This window comes from Streptomyces sp. NPDC088766 (assembly GCF_044750845.1).
Taxonomy (GTDB): Bacteria; Actinomycetota; Actinomycetes; order Streptomycetales; family Streptomycetaceae; genus Streptomyces.
Genome location: NZ_JBIVKQ010000004.1, coordinates 298,793 through 314,938, shown reverse-complemented (window position 1 = coordinate 314,938; position 16,146 = coordinate 298,793). Strand labels below are relative to the sequence as shown.

Annotated in this window: 16 protein-coding genes; 9 read left to right on the top strand and 7 right to left on the bottom strand. The window is 74.0% G+C overall.

Going from position 1 to position 16,146, the window contains the following annotated elements:
* The first annotated feature begins 42 nt into the window (after positions 1-42).
* Positions 43-669, top strand: a complete 627-nt coding sequence (locus tag ACIP5W_RS08555) for a winged helix-turn-helix transcriptional regulator (RefSeq protein ID WP_401468680.1) — start codon at positions 43-45, stop codon at positions 667-669.
* Positions 670-726: 57 nt separating this feature from the next.
* Here the strand turns inward: ACIP5W_RS08555 and ACIP5W_RS08550 are convergent, their stop codons facing one another.
* Genes ACIP5W_RS08550 through ACIP5W_RS08540 form a run of 3 tightly spaced genes read right to left on the bottom strand, consistent with a single transcriptional unit; the run spans position 727 to position 4,401 of the window.
* The gene (locus ACIP5W_RS08550) at positions 727-1,578 is read right to left on the bottom strand and encodes a hypothetical protein (RefSeq protein WP_401468678.1); all 852 of its coding nucleotides are present in this window, start codon (positions 1,576-1,578) and stop codon (positions 727-729) included.
* Complete coding sequence (locus ACIP5W_RS08545) at positions 1,578-2,840, bottom strand: VWA domain-containing protein (protein WP_398095796.1); 1,263 nt, start codon at positions 2,838-2,840, stop codon at positions 1,578-1,580. Before ACIP5W_RS08545 ends, ACIP5W_RS08550 begins: the two co-directional genes overlap by 1 nt.
* Positions 2,841-2,883: 43 nt before the next feature.
* Positions 2,884-4,401 (bottom strand): IucA/IucC family protein, encoded by a 1,518-nt coding sequence (locus tag ACIP5W_RS08540; RefSeq protein ID WP_401468675.1) that lies wholly within the window; start codon positions 4,399-4,401, stop codon positions 2,884-2,886.
* Between the two features lie 125 nt (positions 4,402-4,526).
* On the opposite strand from ACIP5W_RS08540, the gene ACIP5W_RS08535 reads away from it, so the two are divergent.
* The 5 genes from ACIP5W_RS08535 (at position 4,527) to ACIP5W_RS08515 (ending at position 8,544) form a co-directional block, all read left to right on the top strand.
* Complete coding sequence (locus tag ACIP5W_RS08535; protein ID WP_401468672.1) at positions 4,527-6,098, top strand: IucA/IucC family protein; 1,572 nt, start codon at positions 4,527-4,529, stop codon at positions 6,096-6,098.
* Between the two features lie 80 nt (positions 6,099-6,178).
* Positions 6,179-6,508 (top strand): hypothetical protein, encoded by a 330-nt coding sequence (locus ACIP5W_RS08530; RefSeq protein WP_401468670.1) that lies wholly within the window; start codon positions 6,179-6,181, stop codon positions 6,506-6,508.
* Entirely contained in the window at positions 6,505-6,747 is a 243-nt protein-coding gene (locus tag ACIP5W_RS08525; protein WP_401468667.1) for a hypothetical protein, read from the top strand. Before ACIP5W_RS08530 ends, ACIP5W_RS08525 begins: the two co-directional genes overlap by 4 nt.
* 529 nt (positions 6,748-7,276) lie before the next feature.
* Positions 7,277-8,191: a HipA family kinase gene (locus tag ACIP5W_RS08520; protein ID WP_401468665.1), complete on the top strand. Its 915-nt coding sequence runs from the start codon at positions 7,277-7,279 to the stop codon at positions 8,189-8,191.
* Positions 8,188-8,544, top strand: coding sequence for a SelT/SelW/SelH family protein (locus ACIP5W_RS08515; RefSeq protein ID WP_401468663.1), 357 nt, complete (start codon positions 8,188-8,190; stop codon positions 8,542-8,544). Before ACIP5W_RS08520 ends, ACIP5W_RS08515 begins: the two co-directional genes overlap by 4 nt.
* Before the next feature lie 13 nt (positions 8,545-8,557).
* Here ACIP5W_RS08515 and aceB read toward each other — a convergent pair whose 3' ends face one another.
* Both aceB and ACIP5W_RS08505 read right to left on the bottom strand, forming a co-directional pair.
* Complete coding sequence (aceB, locus tag ACIP5W_RS08510; RefSeq protein ID WP_401468660.1) at positions 8,558-10,189, bottom strand: malate synthase A; 1,632 nt, start codon at positions 10,187-10,189, stop codon at positions 8,558-8,560.
* Between the two features lie 199 nt (positions 10,190-10,388).
* Positions 10,389-10,988 carry an NTP transferase domain-containing protein gene (locus tag ACIP5W_RS08505; protein ID WP_401468657.1) on the bottom strand — a complete coding sequence of 200 codons (600 nt, stop codon included), beginning with the start codon at positions 10,986-10,988 and terminating at the stop codon, positions 10,389-10,391.
* Between the two features lie 204 nt (positions 10,989-11,192).
* Here ACIP5W_RS08505 and ACIP5W_RS08500 point away from each other — a divergent pair, with 204 nt between their 5' ends.
* Positions 11,193-11,480 (top strand): DUF5955 family protein, encoded by a 288-nt coding sequence (locus tag ACIP5W_RS08500; protein ID WP_401468654.1) that lies wholly within the window; start codon positions 11,193-11,195, stop codon positions 11,478-11,480.
* Positions 11,481-11,523: 43 nt separating this feature from the next.
* Here ACIP5W_RS08500 and ACIP5W_RS08495 read toward each other — a convergent pair whose 3' ends face one another.
* Complete coding sequence (locus tag ACIP5W_RS08495; protein ID WP_401468650.1) at positions 11,524-12,324, bottom strand: IclR family transcriptional regulator; 801 nt, start codon at positions 12,322-12,324, stop codon at positions 11,524-11,526.
* A 306-nt stretch (positions 12,325-12,630) separates the two neighbouring features.
* On the opposite strand from ACIP5W_RS08495, the gene allB reads away from it, so the two are divergent.
* Together allB and alc are read left to right on the top strand one after the other, a co-directional pair.
* On the top strand, positions 12,631-13,968 hold the full coding sequence (allB, locus tag ACIP5W_RS08490) for an allantoinase AllB (RefSeq protein ID WP_401468647.1): 1,338 nt from the start codon (positions 12,631-12,633) through the stop codon (positions 13,966-13,968).
* Positions 13,969-14,038: 70 nt separating this feature from the next.
* Positions 14,039-15,181 (top strand): allantoicase, encoded by a 1,143-nt coding sequence (gene alc, locus ACIP5W_RS08485; protein WP_401468644.1) that lies wholly within the window; start codon positions 14,039-14,041, stop codon positions 15,179-15,181.
* Positions 15,182-15,376: 195 nt separating this feature from the next.
* On the opposite strand, the gene ACIP5W_RS08480 is transcribed toward alc, so the two are convergent.
* Positions 15,377-16,123 carry an SDR family oxidoreductase gene (locus ACIP5W_RS08480; protein ID WP_401468641.1) on the bottom strand — a complete coding sequence of 249 codons (747 nt, stop codon included), beginning with the start codon at positions 16,121-16,123 and terminating at the stop codon, positions 15,377-15,379.
* Between the last annotated feature and the right edge of the window lie 23 nt (positions 16,124-16,146).

The window sequence follows — 16,146 nt, the reverse complement described above, 5'->3', positions numbered from 1 at the left end:
TTCGAGCTTGGAAAGTCCAACGACATGTCTAGACTGCGTCGCATGCCACCTCGCCGAAGCTACGACCAGTACTGTTCCGCCGCCCGCGCCCTCGACGCCGTCGGCGACCGCTGGACCCTGCTGATCGTCCGGGAGCTGCTCGCCGGCCCGCGCCGCTACACCGACCTGCACGCCGACCTGCCCGGCGTGAGCACGGACGTACTCGCCTCGCGGCTGAGGGACATGGAACGCGACGCACTGGCCACCCGGCGCCGGCTGCCGCCGCCCGGCGCGGCCTACGTCTACGAACTCACCGCACGGGGAAGCGCGTTGCTGCCGGTGCTCCAGGCGCTCGGTGCGTGGGGGCAGGCGGAACTCGGTGAGCGCGGGCCCACCGACGCGATCCGCGCGCACTGGTTCGCGCTGCCCCTGCTGCGCGCGCTGGAGGGCGAGGGGCTCGTCGAGGTCCGTCTGGAGGAAGGGCACTTCCATCTCTTCGCCGGTGCGCAGGAGGGTCCCGTGTACGGCCACGGGGCGGCCCCCGGCGAGCCCGACGCCCTGCTCGTCATGGACACCGGCACCTGCACGGCCGTGGCCCAGGGCGAGCTGAGCCTGGTCGAGGCCGTGCGCGCCGGGCGCGTCGAGGTGAGCGGCGAGGGCACCCTCGCCAAGGGGCTGCGGGAGGCCTGAGGAAGGCGGAAGGCCCGCACGGGGCGGGCCTTCCGAACGTACGTCGAGCGTCGAGCGTCAGGCGCCCGGCGGCACCTGCCGCGGCCGACCCGGCCCCCGGGTCAGGGCGTACCCGCCGATCCCGGCGAGCGCGGCCAGCACACCGCCGATCGCGGTCCACACCCAGCGGTCCGACCACCAGCCGGACGACCAGCCGTCGTCCGGCTCGATGCTCGACAGCACGGCGGAGGCCGACGAATCCTCCTCGTCCTTCGCCGCCGGCTTCACGGCGATGCCCGGCACCAGGGGCTCGGCCAGCGAGCCGTCCACCGCCGCCGCGCCGCCGATGTCCTTGGAATCGACCCGCAGTTCGGCGTTCACCGGCAGACCGAGGTCGGCCGTCCTCAGACCGACGACGGTCAGCCGGACGTAGTACGTGCCGGGCAGCGGGTCGTCGGCCCACGGCTCCGACCAGGCGCGGACCGTGCGCAGGACGCAGGCCAGCTCCAGCGAGCCGGCGCCGGGGGCGGCGGTGCGGGTCTGGGCGCCGTACTGGCAGGCCTGGCGGCGCCGCAGACCGTCGTAGACGTCGACCTGCCAGGTCTGGCCGGCGTGCTCCGTGGGCAGCTTCACCTTCGCCCTCACGGTGGGCCGCTGCTTCGCGTCGGCCGGGAACGACCAGTACAGGTAGTCGCCCGCGGAGCCGCTCGCGGTCGCCGTCTCCCCCTGGTCTACCTCCGTCGCCGTGCGGAACGACGTGCCCGCGGTCGTGGGTGCCGAACTGTCGTCCGAGGGACTCGCGGACGGCGTGGAGTCGGCGGCGGCCGGAGCGGCCGCGAGGCCGAGCGCCAGCAGGGCCGTGCTCAGGGCACGGGTGATCCGTACCCGCTTGATCCGTACCCGGTTGATTCTTGCCTGGTCGATCCGCATCAGTTGGTCCTCCAGACCGCGACACGCCAGCGTGACAGCCAGCCCCACAGCAGACCCGCCAGGAAGCCGGCCAGCACCAGGGCGCCGAGCAGCCACCAGCCGCGGCCGAGACCGAACGAGGCCACGTCGCTCGCCTGCGACGGCCCGTCGACCACGTCCACGGTCAGCTCCAGCGGCATGCCCGGCGTGGTCTTCACACCGGCGGCCGCCGAGTAGGAGTTGGTCACCTGCACGCACACCGTCTCGGCCGGCGCCTCGTCGTCGTCGCTCTCCGCCTTCGGGTAGCGCAGACCGGTCGAGATGACGTCGGTACGGCCGTTGCCCGCCGCCTCACCGCGCACGATCTCCCGGCCGTGCACCGTGACCGCCCGCAGCAGCACCCCGTAGTCGGGGTTCATCGCCCGGTCCGCGGACACGCTCACCGAGGCCCGCAGCTCCTTGCCCGGGTCCAGGTCCACGCGGTACCAGCGCTCCTGGCCGAACTCCTCGCGGTCCGTGTACAGGCCCGACTTCAGCGTCGGCGCCTTCGCGCAGGAGTCCGCGCCCTGCGTGGCGACCGGCGTCACCACGGGGTCCGCCGCCCGGTCCACCAACTGGTTCACACGGTCCGTGAGTTCTTCGGTGTGCTCGACCGAGGTGTAGCTGCCGCCGGTGGCCTCGGCGATGCAGCTGAGCTGCTGCCGCATCTTCACGTTCGGCACCAGGCCGAGGGTGTCGATGGTCAGGCCGATGCCCTTGGCCGCTATCTCGCGGGCCACCTCGCACGGGTCGAGCGGGGCGCAGGTGTCCTCGCCGTCGCTGATCAGCACGATCCGCTTGGAGCCGGTGCCCCCGTCGAGGTCACCGGCCGCCTTCAGCAGCGCGGGGCCGATCGGCGTCCAGCCGGTGGGGGACAGCGTGGCCACCGCCGTCTTGGCCTCGGTGCGGTCCAGCGGGCCGACCGGGTAGAGCTGCGCGGTGTCCTTGCAGCCCGTCTTCTGGTCGTCGCCGGGGTAGTTGGCGCCCAGAGTGCGGATGCCGAGGAGGACGTTCTCCGGGGTCGCGTCCAGTACCTCGTTGAACGCCTGCTTGGCCGCGGCCATCCGCGTCCCGCCGTCCATGTCCTTGGTCCGCATCGAACCGCTGACGTCGAGAACCAGGTCGACCTTGGGCGCATTGGCTGTGGTCTCGTCGGCGACCGCCCCGGCCGGGAACGCGAGCCCGGCCGCGAGCGCGGCGAGCAGGGCGCAGACGCCCGCCGCCAGCCGTTGTGTTCTGATCATCGGCGGATCCTATTGACCAGAGGTGTCCGGCTTCAAAACGGGTTCAGAACTCGTGCCCCGCGAGCGGATTGGGCAGCCGCGCCCACTGGTCGCCGGGCACGTCCGGCGACAGCCGCATCAGCGTCAGCGCCTTCACCGGCACCGGCTCCTCGCGCAGCGCCCGCAGGTCCGCCGTGTCCGGCATCCCCGCGAGGGCCTCGGCCAGCGCCGTGCCCAGCGCCTCCCCGCCGCCCACGGTGGCCGCCAGCGCGCCCGCGACCAGCGAGCCGAACAGTTTGCGGCGCAGCGCCGGTACGTCGTCCGTCAGGATCCGGGCCGGCAGCTCCGGCGCCGCCACGCCGTGCCGGGCCAGCCGCGCCGGGCTGACCCGGATGTCGGCCAGGTCGCGGTAGACCAGCCGCACCGGCGCCCCCGACGCCGACAGCACCACCAGCAGGTTCTGCCCGTGTGCCTCCAGCGCCACGCCCTGCTCCAGCAGCCGCAGCCCCACGGTCAGGGCGAGCCGGGCGAACCGTGCCGACCAGACGGGCGAGGACGGCAGTCCGGTGGTGGCGAGGGCGGCCACCGGGACGACGTGCTCGCCCGGCCCCGCGTACACGGCGGGCGACTCCCGCAGCACGGCCGCCAGGTCCGGGGAGTTCGCGGTGACCGCCCCGAGCGAGCGGGTCGTGTGCAGCAGGCCGTCCGTGCGTTCCGCCAGGCCCTCCGCGAACGCCGACAGGGCCGCCGAGGCGGCGACCGAACCCACCGAGATGTCCCGCACCGACGACGTCAGCCGGGCGCTCAGCGCCGTCTTCACGTGCGGTCCGCCCGGCACCGCGAGCGTGCGCAGCGACATCAGCGGATGCGCGGCGACGCCCTCCGCGCCCGACCGCTTCAGCACGTGCGCCGCCTGCCAGGGGTGCACCGGGATCATCAGCCGTCCACCGTCCCGCAGTGCGGCGGGCCATCCGCCCGACACCAGACACTCGCCGGCCGGCACCGGCAGCAGATCCAGCCGCACCGGCGGCGGCCGGTGCTCCGGCCCGTACGCCAGCTGCTCGGCCACCGAGAAGCCCGGCCGCGAACGGCAGTTGGGGTGGTAAGGGTGCCCGTCGACCACCCGCTGCTCCCACTCCCAGTCGTGCGCGGGCCACTCCCGCCGGTGGCGCCACCCGGGCTCCTGCCCCGCCCGGGACAGCGCCAACGACGCCGTACTGTCCGCCAGCTCGGCGGCGAGGCCCTCGCCGTACGGCACGGCGAGGGCCGTCGTCAGCCGCGCGGGATCGTCGTACGCCGTCCCGTCCAGGTCGACGGCCCGCACCCGGTCGGCGGTCGCGTACGGGTCGCAGCGCGGGCCGTGCAGGCGGCGGCCGTCGGCGAGACGCAGCGTCAGGCCGTCCCGGGACGGCTCCCGGCGCACGACCCACGGCAGCGGCTCGTGCGCGAGCGCCCGCCACAGGCGGGTCAGCACGGCCGCACGGGCGCCGGGCAGCTCGGCCGCGAACCGCGCACCGAGCGCGGGGCGCACGGCGGCGAGACCGGCGGCCAGCTCGGCCTCGGCGGTGGGGGGACGGTGCACGGGCGGGCTCCTCGGGTACGGGTCGGGTACAGGTCGGTACAGGTCGGGCACGAGCGGGAGGTCACGGACGGGTCGTGACCCCGGCGATACTGATCTTCTCCGCCCGAAAGAACCGTAAGGAACCAGTGGAACGCGTGGACCTCATCCCCCCGGTCGCCGGTACCGTGCCGGGCGCCGACGCCGCCGGACCGGGTGCCGGACCCACCGGGTCACCGGACGCCCTCGCCGCGCGTGCCGACGCCCTCGCGGCCGCGCCGCTGCTGAACTGCCTGCTGCGGGAGGTGGCCGAGCCGTACTCCGGGGACGGGGACGGGGACGGCGTACGGCAGGTGTACCGGCTGCCCTCCGGCCGCCTGCTGCGGGTGCGGGGCACCCGGCGGCCCGCCGAACCCGAGGTGCACGCGGACGGCGCCTGGCACCGGCTCGACCACCGCGGCCTCGTCGGCCTGGCCGGCACGGAACTGCACCACCGCACCGGCCTGACCAACCCCGGGCTGCCCGCCGAGATGCTGGACAGCAGGGACGCCGTCGCCGCGCTCCTCGCCACGCGCGCGCGTGCCGCCCCGCCCGAGGACCCCTACCTGCGCTCCGAGCAGTCCCTCCTCACCGGCCATCCCCACCACCCCGCCCCCAAGACCCGCGGCGGCGGCCCGCCCGAGAGCTGGCTGCCGTACGCGCCCGAGGCCCACGCCCGCTTCCCGCTGGTGCTGCTGGGGCTGCGCGAGGACACGGTGGTGGAGGAGGGCGACACCGCCGCGCTGGACGCCCTCGGCGAGGCCCCGCCCGGCTACCGGCTGCTGCCCGCCCACCCCTGGCAGCTCGACCTGGCCCGCACCGCGCTCGCCCCCGCCTTCGCCGACGGCCGCCTGATCCGGCTCGGCACCACGGCCTTCGACGCCTGGCCCACCGCCGCCGTACGCACGCTGTACGCACCCGGGCGGGACCTGTTCCTGAAGGTCAGCCTCGACGTGCGCATCACCAACGACATCCGTCGGCTCTGGCGGCACGACCTGCTCAGGCTCCGCCGGACCGACGCGGCCGTCGCCCAGGCCTTCGAGACGGCCTGCGGCCCCGCGGCCTGGCTCAGCGACCGCGGGTACCGCACCGCCGGCTTCGCCTTCGAGGAACTCGCCGTGCTGGTCCGCGACGGGCTGCACGCGCACGTGACGCCCGGCGCGACCCCGCTGCTCGCCGCGGGCCTCGTGGAGGGCTTCGAGGGCAGCCCGCTCGCCGCCGCGGCCGACCCGGCGCTCTGGTGGGAGGCGTACCTGCGCGCGGTCGTCCCCCCGGCGCTCGCCGCCTTCGCCGACCACGGCGTCGTCCTGGAGGCCCACCTCCAGAACACCCTGGTCGCCGTCGACGCCGCCGGACTGCCGGTACAGGCCCTGTTCCGGGACGCCGAGGGCGTCAAACTGCTGCCCGACGTGGAGCGGGCCGCCGGCTGGGAGCGGCTCGTGTACTGCCTGGTCGTCAACCACCTCACCGAGGTCGCCGCCGCCCTGGCCGAACACCACCCCGGCCTCGACCCCTGGCCCGCCGCCCGCCGCGAGCTGGCCCGCCACGACCTCCCCGAGGTGCGCGCCCTCCTCACGGCGCCCACCCTGCCCGGCAAGACCAACCTGCTGCTGCGCTGGACAGACGCGGACGGCGCCGACGCCCGCTACCTGCCGTTGCCCAATCCGCTGGCGGGCACGTGATCCGAACTCCTGAAGGGGCGTGCCCGGTAACCCGCGACAATGCATTCGTGCTGCCGTCATACGCGTATTGCGATGCCCTCATGGCGAAAACGCGCATCACCATCAGCCCGGAGCAGCACCAGGCCGAACGCATCAGACAGCATGCGGAAAGGGCGGGCACGGACGTCTCGGCGTACCTGGTGCACGCCGCTACGCGTCAGATGGCCGAGAGCGATGCCATGGAGGAACAGTTCGCCGAGGTGGACGCGCTCATCGCCCGGGCGGAGCGGGCGGCGGTCGGGCTGCCCGCCGAACCCGCCCCGGAACCGGCCGCGGAACTGACGGAGCAGGAACGCCGTGAGGTCGAGGAGGCCCTGGGGCTCGTCCGCGGCCGGGACCGGCAGGGCCGCCGTCCGGGACACGCCGCGTGAGCGCACGGGTGCCGGTCTACGACACCGGCATGCTCATCGCACTCGCCGACCGCAAGGCGAAGGCGGTGGCCCTTCACGAAGGGCTGCGCACGGTCCCGCACCGGGCGCTGGTGCTCGGACCGGTCCTCGCCCAGGTGTGGCGCCCCCAGCCGGAGCTGGTGCACGCCCTGTCCGACGTCCTGAATCCTGAAGGACTGCACGGTCCCTCAGGCCCGTACGTCCGAGCCGCCCATCCGTGAGACGAAGGCCGGCCGTCCGGAATGCCTGGCCTGCGCGACGGGCCCGGACCTCGCGGACTGGCGGCGCATCGGCACCGCTCTGGGGCGGGCGGGCCTGCCCACGAAGAAGCGTCCGGACGCGGTGGACGCCTGGGTGGCCCTGGCAGCTGCCCGGCACGGCAGCGCGGTGGTCTTCACCACCGACCCGGGGGACATCCGGGCCCACCTGAGGGTCCTCGCGCCGACGGACGTGCACGTGGTCGCCGTCTGACGGCCTGGTCCCGGACGCGTGCCCGGCCCGCTCGGGTGTTCCTGGCCGACTGTCACCCCTGGTCACTATGCTCACCTCATGCCGGATGCCGGAACGGAGGCACCGGAAGGGAAGCAGGGGCCGCACCGCCATCGACGGACTGCCGGGGAAGGGAGGACGAGCGTGCCGGTCGGAACGCCCCAGGTCGTCCCCGAGGGTGACGGCGTGCGTTTCCCCGGATCGCAGCACCTTGGAGGCGGCCGTGGAACATGGGACGGATGCGCGACGGGGCCTTCGGCCATGCTGAGAGAGGTCACCGCGACCCGCTACGTCGAACCCCTCCACTCCGGCGGCTCCGTCCCCGGCGTCGTCGAGGCCGACGACCTGGGCACCTACGTCGTGAAGTTCACCGGCTCCGCGCAGGGCCGCAAGGCGCTGGTCGCCGAGGTGGTCGTGGGCGAGCTGGCGCGGGCGCTCGGGCTGCGCTTCCCCGAACTGGTCCTGGTCCACTTCGACCCGGCGATCGCCGACGGCGAGCCCCACCAGGAGGTGCGCGACCTGCACGCCGCCAGCCACGGCCTCAACCTCGGCATGGACCTCCTGCCGGGCGCGCGGGACCTCACCCCCGAGGTCGCCGAGGTGTTCCCCGTGGACCCCCTGGAGGCCGGCCGGATCGTCTGGCTCGACGCCCTCACGGTCAACGTCGACCGGACCGTGCACAGCTCCAACCTGATGGTGTGGCCCACGCTCGGCACCGTGCCGCCGCGCCTGTGGCTGATCGACCACGGGGCCGCCCTCGTCTTCCACCACCGCTGGGACGGCTCCGACCCGGCGAAGAGGTACGACTTCCGCCACCACGCCCTCGGCCGCTACGCCCCCGACGTCCGGGCCGCCGACGCCGAACTGGCGCCCAGGGTCACCGAGGAACTCCTGCGGCGGATCGTGGCCGAGGTCCCGGACGCCTGGCTGCTGGACGAGCCCGCCTTCGCCACCGCCGACGAGGCCAGGACGGCGTACGTGAACCACCTCCACGCGCGCGTACGGGCCTCCGCGGCGTGGCTGCCCACGGACTTCCCCACCGGGGAAGAACTCGCCGCCGAGGAGGCCCGGCGGGCGGCGAGGACGCGGCAAGGACGGCCGGACTGGCTCAAGCGGGTCCCCGACCTGCACGGCAAGCCGGCCGCGGAACAGGATTGGTCGGTGCACCTCGGATGACGGACACACGGCCCGAGGAGAGCGACCCGCGGCGGGTCGAGATCGAGTACTGCACCCAGTGCCGCTGGCTGCCCCGCGCGGCCTGGCTGGCGCAGGAGCTGCTCACCACCTTCGAGGCGGAGCTGACCGAACTGGCCCTCAGGCCGGGCAGGGGCGGGGTCTTCGTCGTCCGGGTCGGCGACGAGGTCGTCTGGGACCGCCGTGAGCAGGGTTTCCCGGAGCCCACCGCGGTCAAGCGGCTCGTCCGCGACCGGGTGGCCCCGGGAAGGTCCCTGGGCCACTCGGACGGGCCGGATGGACCGGACAGGCCGGACGGGCCGGACAGGCCGGACGGGCCGGACAGGCCGGAATGAGCCTTCGGAGGCGTCAGCCCTCGAGCTGTTCGTAGGCCGGCAGGGTGAGGAAGTCGGCGTAGTCCTCGTCCAGGGCGACCGTCAGCAGCAGGTCGTGGGCCTGCTGCCAGTGGCCGGCCGCGAAGGCCTCCTCGCCGGTCTCGGCGCGGATCGCGGCCAGTTCGGCGGCGGCGACCTCCCGGGTCAGCTCCGGCGTCACCCGCACCGTCGTGCCGTCGTGCTCGACCTCGACACCCGCGTTGATCCACTGCCAGATCTGCGAGCGGGAGATCTCGGCCGTGGCCGCGTCCTCCATCAGGTTGAAGATGGCGACCGCGCCCAGTCCGCGCAGCCATGCCTCGATGTAACGGATGCCGACCTGCACGGCGTTGACGAGACCGGCGTACGTCGGGCGGGCCGCCAGCGAGTCGACGGCGATCAGGTCGCCCGCCCTGACGTCGACGTCCTCGCGCAGCCGGTCCTTCTGGTGGGGACGGTCGCCGAGCACCCGGTCGAAGGACTCCATGGCGATCGGCACCAGGTCGGGGTGGGCGACCCAGGAACCGTCGAAACCGTCGTTCGCCTCACGGTCCTTGTCGGCCCGGACCTTCTCGAAGGCGACCTTGTTGACCTCGGGGTCCCGGCGGGACGGGATGAAGGCCGCCATCCCGCCGATGGCGTGGGCGCCGCGCTTGTGGCAGGTGCGCACGAGGAGTTCGGTGTAGGCCCGCATGAACGGGGCGGTCATCGTGACGGCGTTGCGGTCCGGCAGCACGAACCTGGCGCCGCCGTCCCGGAAGTTCTTGATGATGGAGAACAGGTAGTCCCAGCGGCCCGCGTTCAATCCCGAGGCGTGGTCGCGGAGTTCGTAGAGGATCTCCTCCATCTCGTATGCGGCGGTGATCGTCTCGATGAGGACGGTCGCGCGCACGGTGCCCCGCGGGATGCCGACGTGGTCCTGCGCGAACACGAACACGTCGTTCCACAGGCGGGCTTCGAGGTGCGACTCGGTCTTCGGGAGGTAGAAGTACGGTCCCTTGCCGAGGTCGAGCAGCCGCCGGGCGTTGTGGAAGAAGTACAGGCCGAAGTCGACGAGGGCGCCGGGGACCGCCCGGCCGTCGACCCGCAGGTGCCGTTCGTCGAGATGCCAGCCGCGCGGCCGCATGACGACGGTCGCCAGCTCCCCGTCGGGGCGCAGGGCGTACGACTTGCCGGACCCCGGGTCGGTGAAGTCGATGTTCCCGCGGTACGCGTCGATCAGGTTGAGCTGGCCGCCGACGACGTTCTCCCAGGTGGGCGCGGAGGCGTCCTCGAAGTCCGCGAGCCAGACCCGCGCGCCCGAGTTGAGGGCGTTGACGGTCATCCTGCGGTCGGTGGGGCCGGTGATCTCGACGCGGCGGTCCTCCAGGGCGGCGGGTGCGGGGGCCACCTTCCAGGAGTCGTCGGCGCGGATGGCGGCGGTCTCCGGGAGGAAGTCGAGCGTGCAGGTGCGGGCGATCTCGGCGCGGCGCTCCGCACGGCGGGCGAGGAGTTCGTCACGGCGTGGCGTGAACCGGCGGTGCAGCTCGGCCACGAAGGCGAGGGCCGCGTCGGTGAGGACCTCCTCCTGCCGGGGCAGGGGTCCGGCGTCGACGACGGCCGCCGGGGACGGCACGGGTGCGGACATGAGCTGTCACTTCCTTCAGCGAGCCTGGCACCGGATGCCAGGGGGCCCGGGTACGGCGGGGAGCGCTCGGGGAGCTACCGAACACTTCTGACCAGTGGATACTAGTTTCCTCATTGTGGAAGTTCAATGGTTTGTTGATGTCGAGACTCTTCGGGCCGGGGGAGGATCGCCCCCTGTGCCGCCTTCCGTGCCGCACCGCTCATTCGAGGTGGACCAGATCGCCGACGGTGTCGATGTCGTACGGCCGCGCCACGTCCCCGCACTCCACCAGCCGGATCTCCTCCTCGTGGGCCGCCAGGTAGTCGCGTGCCCCCCGGTCGCCGGTCGCGGTCGCCGCGACGCCGGCCCAGTGGGCGGCGCCGAGCAGCACGGGGTGCCCCCGCCTCCCGTCGTAGGCGGCGGACGCCAGCGACGTCTCGTCCTCGTAGGAGGCGAGCACCCGCGCCAGCGCCCGCTCCCCGATGCCCGGCTGGTCGACCAGGCAGACCAGCGCGGCCCGCGCCCCCGTCCCGGCCAGCGAGTCCAGGCCCGCCCGCAGCGAGCCGCCCATGCCCCGCTCCCAGTCCGGATTCACCACCACCGCGCACCCGCCGAGCCGCGCCCGCTCCCGTACGGCGTCGGCGGCGGCCCCCAGTACCACGTGCACGCGCGTGCAGCCGGCCGCGCGCAGTGCCTCCGCCGCGTGTTCGACGAGCGGGCGCCCCCGGTGCGTCAACAGCGCTTTCGGGCGACCGCCGAGGCGCCGCCCCCCGCCCGCGGCGAGGAGCACTCCGGCGACCTGGGCTTCCGTGTGCGTCATGGGTCCTGCATACCTGACGGGGCGCCGGCCGCGTGGTGTCGCGGGGCTGAATTTCGGCCCCCGGTGTGGCGGAGCGGGTGCCGCGTGGCGTTTACTGGCCCGCGTCCTCAGCGCGCCTGACCACCGTCACGAGGACGCTATGTACGTACGCACGGGATACGTGCGCAGGGGGGAGTTGTGTTGCGGAGTCTGGGGCAGAGGTCGGTGACCGGCAGCGACGAGGATCCGAGGGTGGCGGAACTGCGGACGGCGGTGTCCCGACTGCGCCGCGAACTCGCCGCGCATCCGGCCGATTTCCCGGACCGGATCATCGCCGAGGACGAACTCGCCGGACTCGCCGCGATGGCGGCCCACGGCATCCCGGAGACACCCCGGCTGCACCGCTCCCTGCTGCTGATCGCGGGCGCGATCGGCTCGGTGAGCGCGCTGGCGCGGGGGTTGTCGGACGTGCGGAGCGCGGTGGAGCTGTTCGGGGAGCCGGGGCGGGGGTGAGGGTCCGTCAGGAGGGTGACCCGCTCGGTGTGGTGGCCGGGCCTCAGGCGGTCGTGCCGCCCGTGTGCGACAGCGCCTCGGACAGCTCCCGGGCCACCTGCTGGAGCACCGGCACGATCCTTTCGGTGGCGGCCTCGGTGACGCGTCCCGCCGGGCCGGAGATCGAGACGGCCGCCGCGGTGGGGGAGTCGGGCACCGGGACCGCGAGGCAGCGCACGCCGATCTCCTGCTCGTTGTCGTCCACCGCGTAACCGGTGCTGCGGACCTCCTCCAGGGCCGCCAGGAAGCCCTCCGGGGTGGTGATCGTCCGGTCCGTCGCGGCCGGCATGCCGGTGCGGGCGAGCAGCGCGCGCACCTCGGCGTCCGGGAAGCCCGCGAGCAGGGCCTTTCCCACGCCCGTGGAGTGCGGCAGGACGCGACGGCCGACCTCGGTGAACATCCGCATCGAGTGCTTCGACGGCACCTGCGCCACGTACACGACCTCGTCGCCGTCCAGCAGTGCCATGTTGGCCGTCTCGCCGGTCTCCTCGACCAGGCGGGCCAGGTGGGGGCGGGCCCAGCTGCCGAGCAGCCGGGCGGAGGACTCGCCGAGCCGGATCAGCCGTGGGCCGAGCGCGTAGCGGCGGTTCGGCTGCTGGCGGACGTATCCGCAGGCGACCAGGGTGCGCATCAGCCGGTGGATCGTCGGCAGCGGGAGCCCGCTGCTCGCGGACAGCTCGCTGAGGCCGACCTCCCCGCCCGCGTCCGCCATCCGCTCCAGCAGGTCGAAGGCGCGCTCGAGGGACTGGACCCCACCGCTGCCGGACTTGGCGGAGTCGGTGGTGCTGGCGCTGGACGTCGGCACGGCGCGTTCCTTTCGCAACTGGCGGGAGGGGCTGAAGCCTACCCGGCGGCCGGTCGGCTCCTCGCTGGCGCGGAACGGTGTTCCACTGGTCGGAATGTCAATTTCGTCTTGCGGGAAAAACCGGAGCGGTGGCGACGGTTGCACGGCGGAGAAGCGGGCCCTTGACGGCGCGACGGCCGGGAGTGAAGACTCCTTCAACAGAACGTTGAATTTTGTTACGGGGAGGTTGCGCGGAAGTGCGCCCCCGGGCGCGTCCCCGGCCTCCTTCCGTTTCCCGGAAGTGAACAGCGGCAGAGAGGGGTCCGGGTGTCCGACGCCGAACTGGTACTGCGCTCGACGCGCGTCATCACCCCGGAAGGGACCCGCGCCGCCTCGGTCGCGGTGTCCGCCGGCACGATCACGGCCGTACTCCCGTACGACGCCGCCACACCGCCCGGCGCCCGCCCGGAGGACCTCGGCGACGACATCCTGCTGCCCGGCCTCGTCGACACGCACGTCCACGTCAACGACCCGGGGCGCACCGAATGGGAGGGCTTCTGGACCGCCACGCGCGCGGCGGCGGCCGGCGGCATCACCACCCTCGTCGACATGCCCCTCAACTCCCTCCCGCCGACCACGACGGTCGAACACCTCCGCACCAAGCGGCGGGTGGCCGCCGACAAGGCGCACGTCGACGTCGGCTTCTGGGGCGGCGCCCTGCCCGGCAACGTCGAGGACCTGCGCCCGCTGCACGACGCCGGGGTCTTCGGCTTCAAGGCCTTCCTCTCGCCGTCCGGCGTGGACGAGTTCCCCCACCTCGACCAGGACGGACTGGCCCGCTCGCTGGCCGAGATCGCCGGGTTCGACGGCCTGCTGATCGTGCACGCCGAGGACCCGCACCATCTCGACGCCGCCCCCCGGCAGGGCGGACCGAGGTACGCCGACTTCCTCGCCAGCCGTCCGCGCGACGCCGAGGACACCGCCGTCGCGAGCCTCGTCGCGCAGGCGAAACGCCTCCACGCGCGCGTGCACGTCCTGCACCTGTCCTCCGGCGACGCGCTGCCGCTGATCGCCGCCGCGAAGGCCGAGGGCGTGCGCGTCACGGTCGAGACCTGCCCGCACTACCTCACCCTCACCGCCGAGGAAGTTCCCGACGGCGCCAGCGAGTTCAAGTGCTGCCCGCCCATCCGGGAGGCCGCCAACCAGGACCTCCTGTGGCAGGCGCTGGCCGACGGCACCATCGACTGCGTGGTCACCGACCACTCCCCGTCCACCGCCGACCTCAAGACCGGCGACTTCGCCACCGCCTGGGGCGGCATCTCCGGCCTGCAACTCAGCCTCGCCGCCGTCTGGACGGAGGCGAGACGGCGCGGCCACGGCCTGGAGGACGTGGTCCGCTGGATGTCGACGCGCACGGCGGCACTCGTCGGCCTCGACCGCAAGGGCGCCATCGAGGCGGGCCGGGACGCCGACTTCGCGGTCCTCGCGCCCGACGAGACGTTCACCGTCGACCCGGCGGCCCTCCAGCACCGCAACCGGGTCACCGCCTACGCCGGCAAGACCCTGTACGGAGTCGTGAAGTCCACCTGGCTGCGCGGCGAACGCATCGTCACCGACGGCGAGTTCACCGCCCCGAAGGGCCGCCTCCTCACCCGCGGCCACTGAACCCGCGGCCGCCGGCTCACCCCGCACCCGCCCGCACCCGGCCGACCTCCGAAAGGAACCCCTGATCACCGTGACGGCGATTCCCGGCTTCACCGGCGACGCGAACCCCTACGGCGGCGGCGACCCCTACGCCGACCACCGCACCGCCGACCTCCCCTTCACCCACCACACCAACCTCGCCGACCGGCAGCTCGGCGCCGCCGTCGTCGCCGCCAACGACGAGTTCTTCGCCCAGCGGGAGAACCTGCTGCTGCCCGGACCCGCCGAGTTCGACCCCGAGCGCTTCGGGCACAAGGGCAAGATCATGGACGGCTGGGAGACCCGCCGACGCCGCGGCGTCTCCGCCGAGCACCCGTGGCCCGCGGCCGACGACCACGACTGGGCGCTGGTCCGGCTCGGCGCGCCCGGCGTGATCCGCGGGATCGTCGTCGACACGGCCCACTTCCGCGGCAACCACCCGCAGGCCGTGTCGGTCGAGGGCGCCTCGGTGCCGGGCTCGCCGTCGCCCCGCGAACTCCTCGGGGACGACGTCGCCTGGACGACGCTCGTCCCGCGCACCCCCGTCGGTGGCCACGCGGCGAACGGCTTCGCCGTGTCGGTCGAACGGCGCTTCACGCACCTGCGGGTCAACCAGTACCCCGACGGGGGCATCGCCCGCCTCCGCGTGTACGGCGAGGTCGTCCCCGACCCCGACTGGCTCGCCGTCCTCGGCACCTTCGACGTCGTCGCCCTCGAGAACGGCGGGCAGGCCGAGGACGCCTCCGACCTCTTCTACTCACCGGCCGTCAACACCATCCGGCCGGGACGCTCCCGCAAGATGGACGACGGCTGGGAGACGCGGCGGCGCCGGGACCGGGGCAACGACTGGATCCGGTACCGGCTGGCGGCGCGGGCGGAGATCCGGGCGCTGGAGATCGACACGGCGTACCTCAAGGGCAACAGCGCCGGCTGGGCGGCGGTGTCCGTGCGGGACGGCGGGAACGGCGGGAACGGCGGGAACGGCGAGGAAGGCGACTGGCGGGAGGTCCTCGCGCGCACCCGCCTCCAGCCGGACACGAACCATCGCTTCGTGCTCCCGGCCCCGGTGGTGGGCACCCACGCGCGCGTGGACATCTACCCGGACGGAGGCATCTCGCGCCTGCGCCTCATCGGCTCCCTGACGGAGGACGGCGCGGCGGCCCTCCGGGCCAGGCACCAGGAACTGGGCGGCTGAGCCGACGGGCATCCAGCCGGTCCGGGGGCGCCCCTCCGGGAGGACGGCGGGGACGAGGCCCGTCCCCAGGGCCGACGCGGGGGTCCGGGGGCGGCAGCCTCCAGGGCAGGGCCGGGCCAGGCCGGGCCGGGCCGGGAAGCGGCGGCGGGATTCCTTTCGGGCCCCAGGGCCCCGGGTCGGGCCCCAGGGGGTGGCTCACGCCGCGTGGCCGCCGTCCACCGCGAACTCCGCCCCCGTCACATAGGCGGCGCCCGCCAGGTGGGCCACCGTCGACGCCACCTCCGCCGCCGTCCCGAACCGCCCCAGCGCCGTCATCGCCGCCTGGCCCGCCGCGTACGGCCCGTCCGCCGGATTCATGTCCGTGTCGATGGGCCCGGGATGGACGAGGTTCGCGGTGATCCCCCGCGGCCCCAGCTCCCTGGCGAGCCCCTTCGTCAGCCCGACCAGCGCCGACTTGCTCAGGGCGTACAGCGTCCCGCCGGGCCCCGGCACCCGCTGGACCATGCAGCTCCCGATCGTGATGATCCGGCCCCCGGCCGTCATCCGCCCGGCGGCCGCCCGCGAGACCAGGAAGACACCCCGCACGTTCACCGCGAGCACCCGGTCCACGTCGGAGAGCGACAGGTCCTCCAGCGGACCGAGCACCCCGATCCCCGCGTTGTTCACCAGCACGTCGAGCCCGCCCAGCGCCTCGGCCGCCGCCCTGACCGCGCCCGCGGCCTCCGCGGCGTCCGCCGAGTCCGCCCGCAGGGCCACCGCCCGGCGCCCCAGCGCCTCGACGGCCCGCACGACGTCGTCGGCGGCCTCCTTGCCGTTCACGTACGTCAGCGCCACGTCCGCGCCCTCGCGCGCCAGCCGTACCGCCGTCGCCGCGCCGATGCCACGGCTGCCGCCGGTCACCAGCGCCACCTTGCCGTTCAGTGTCCTGTCCGAAGTCGTCATGGCTTCATTCCAGCGCCGGACGG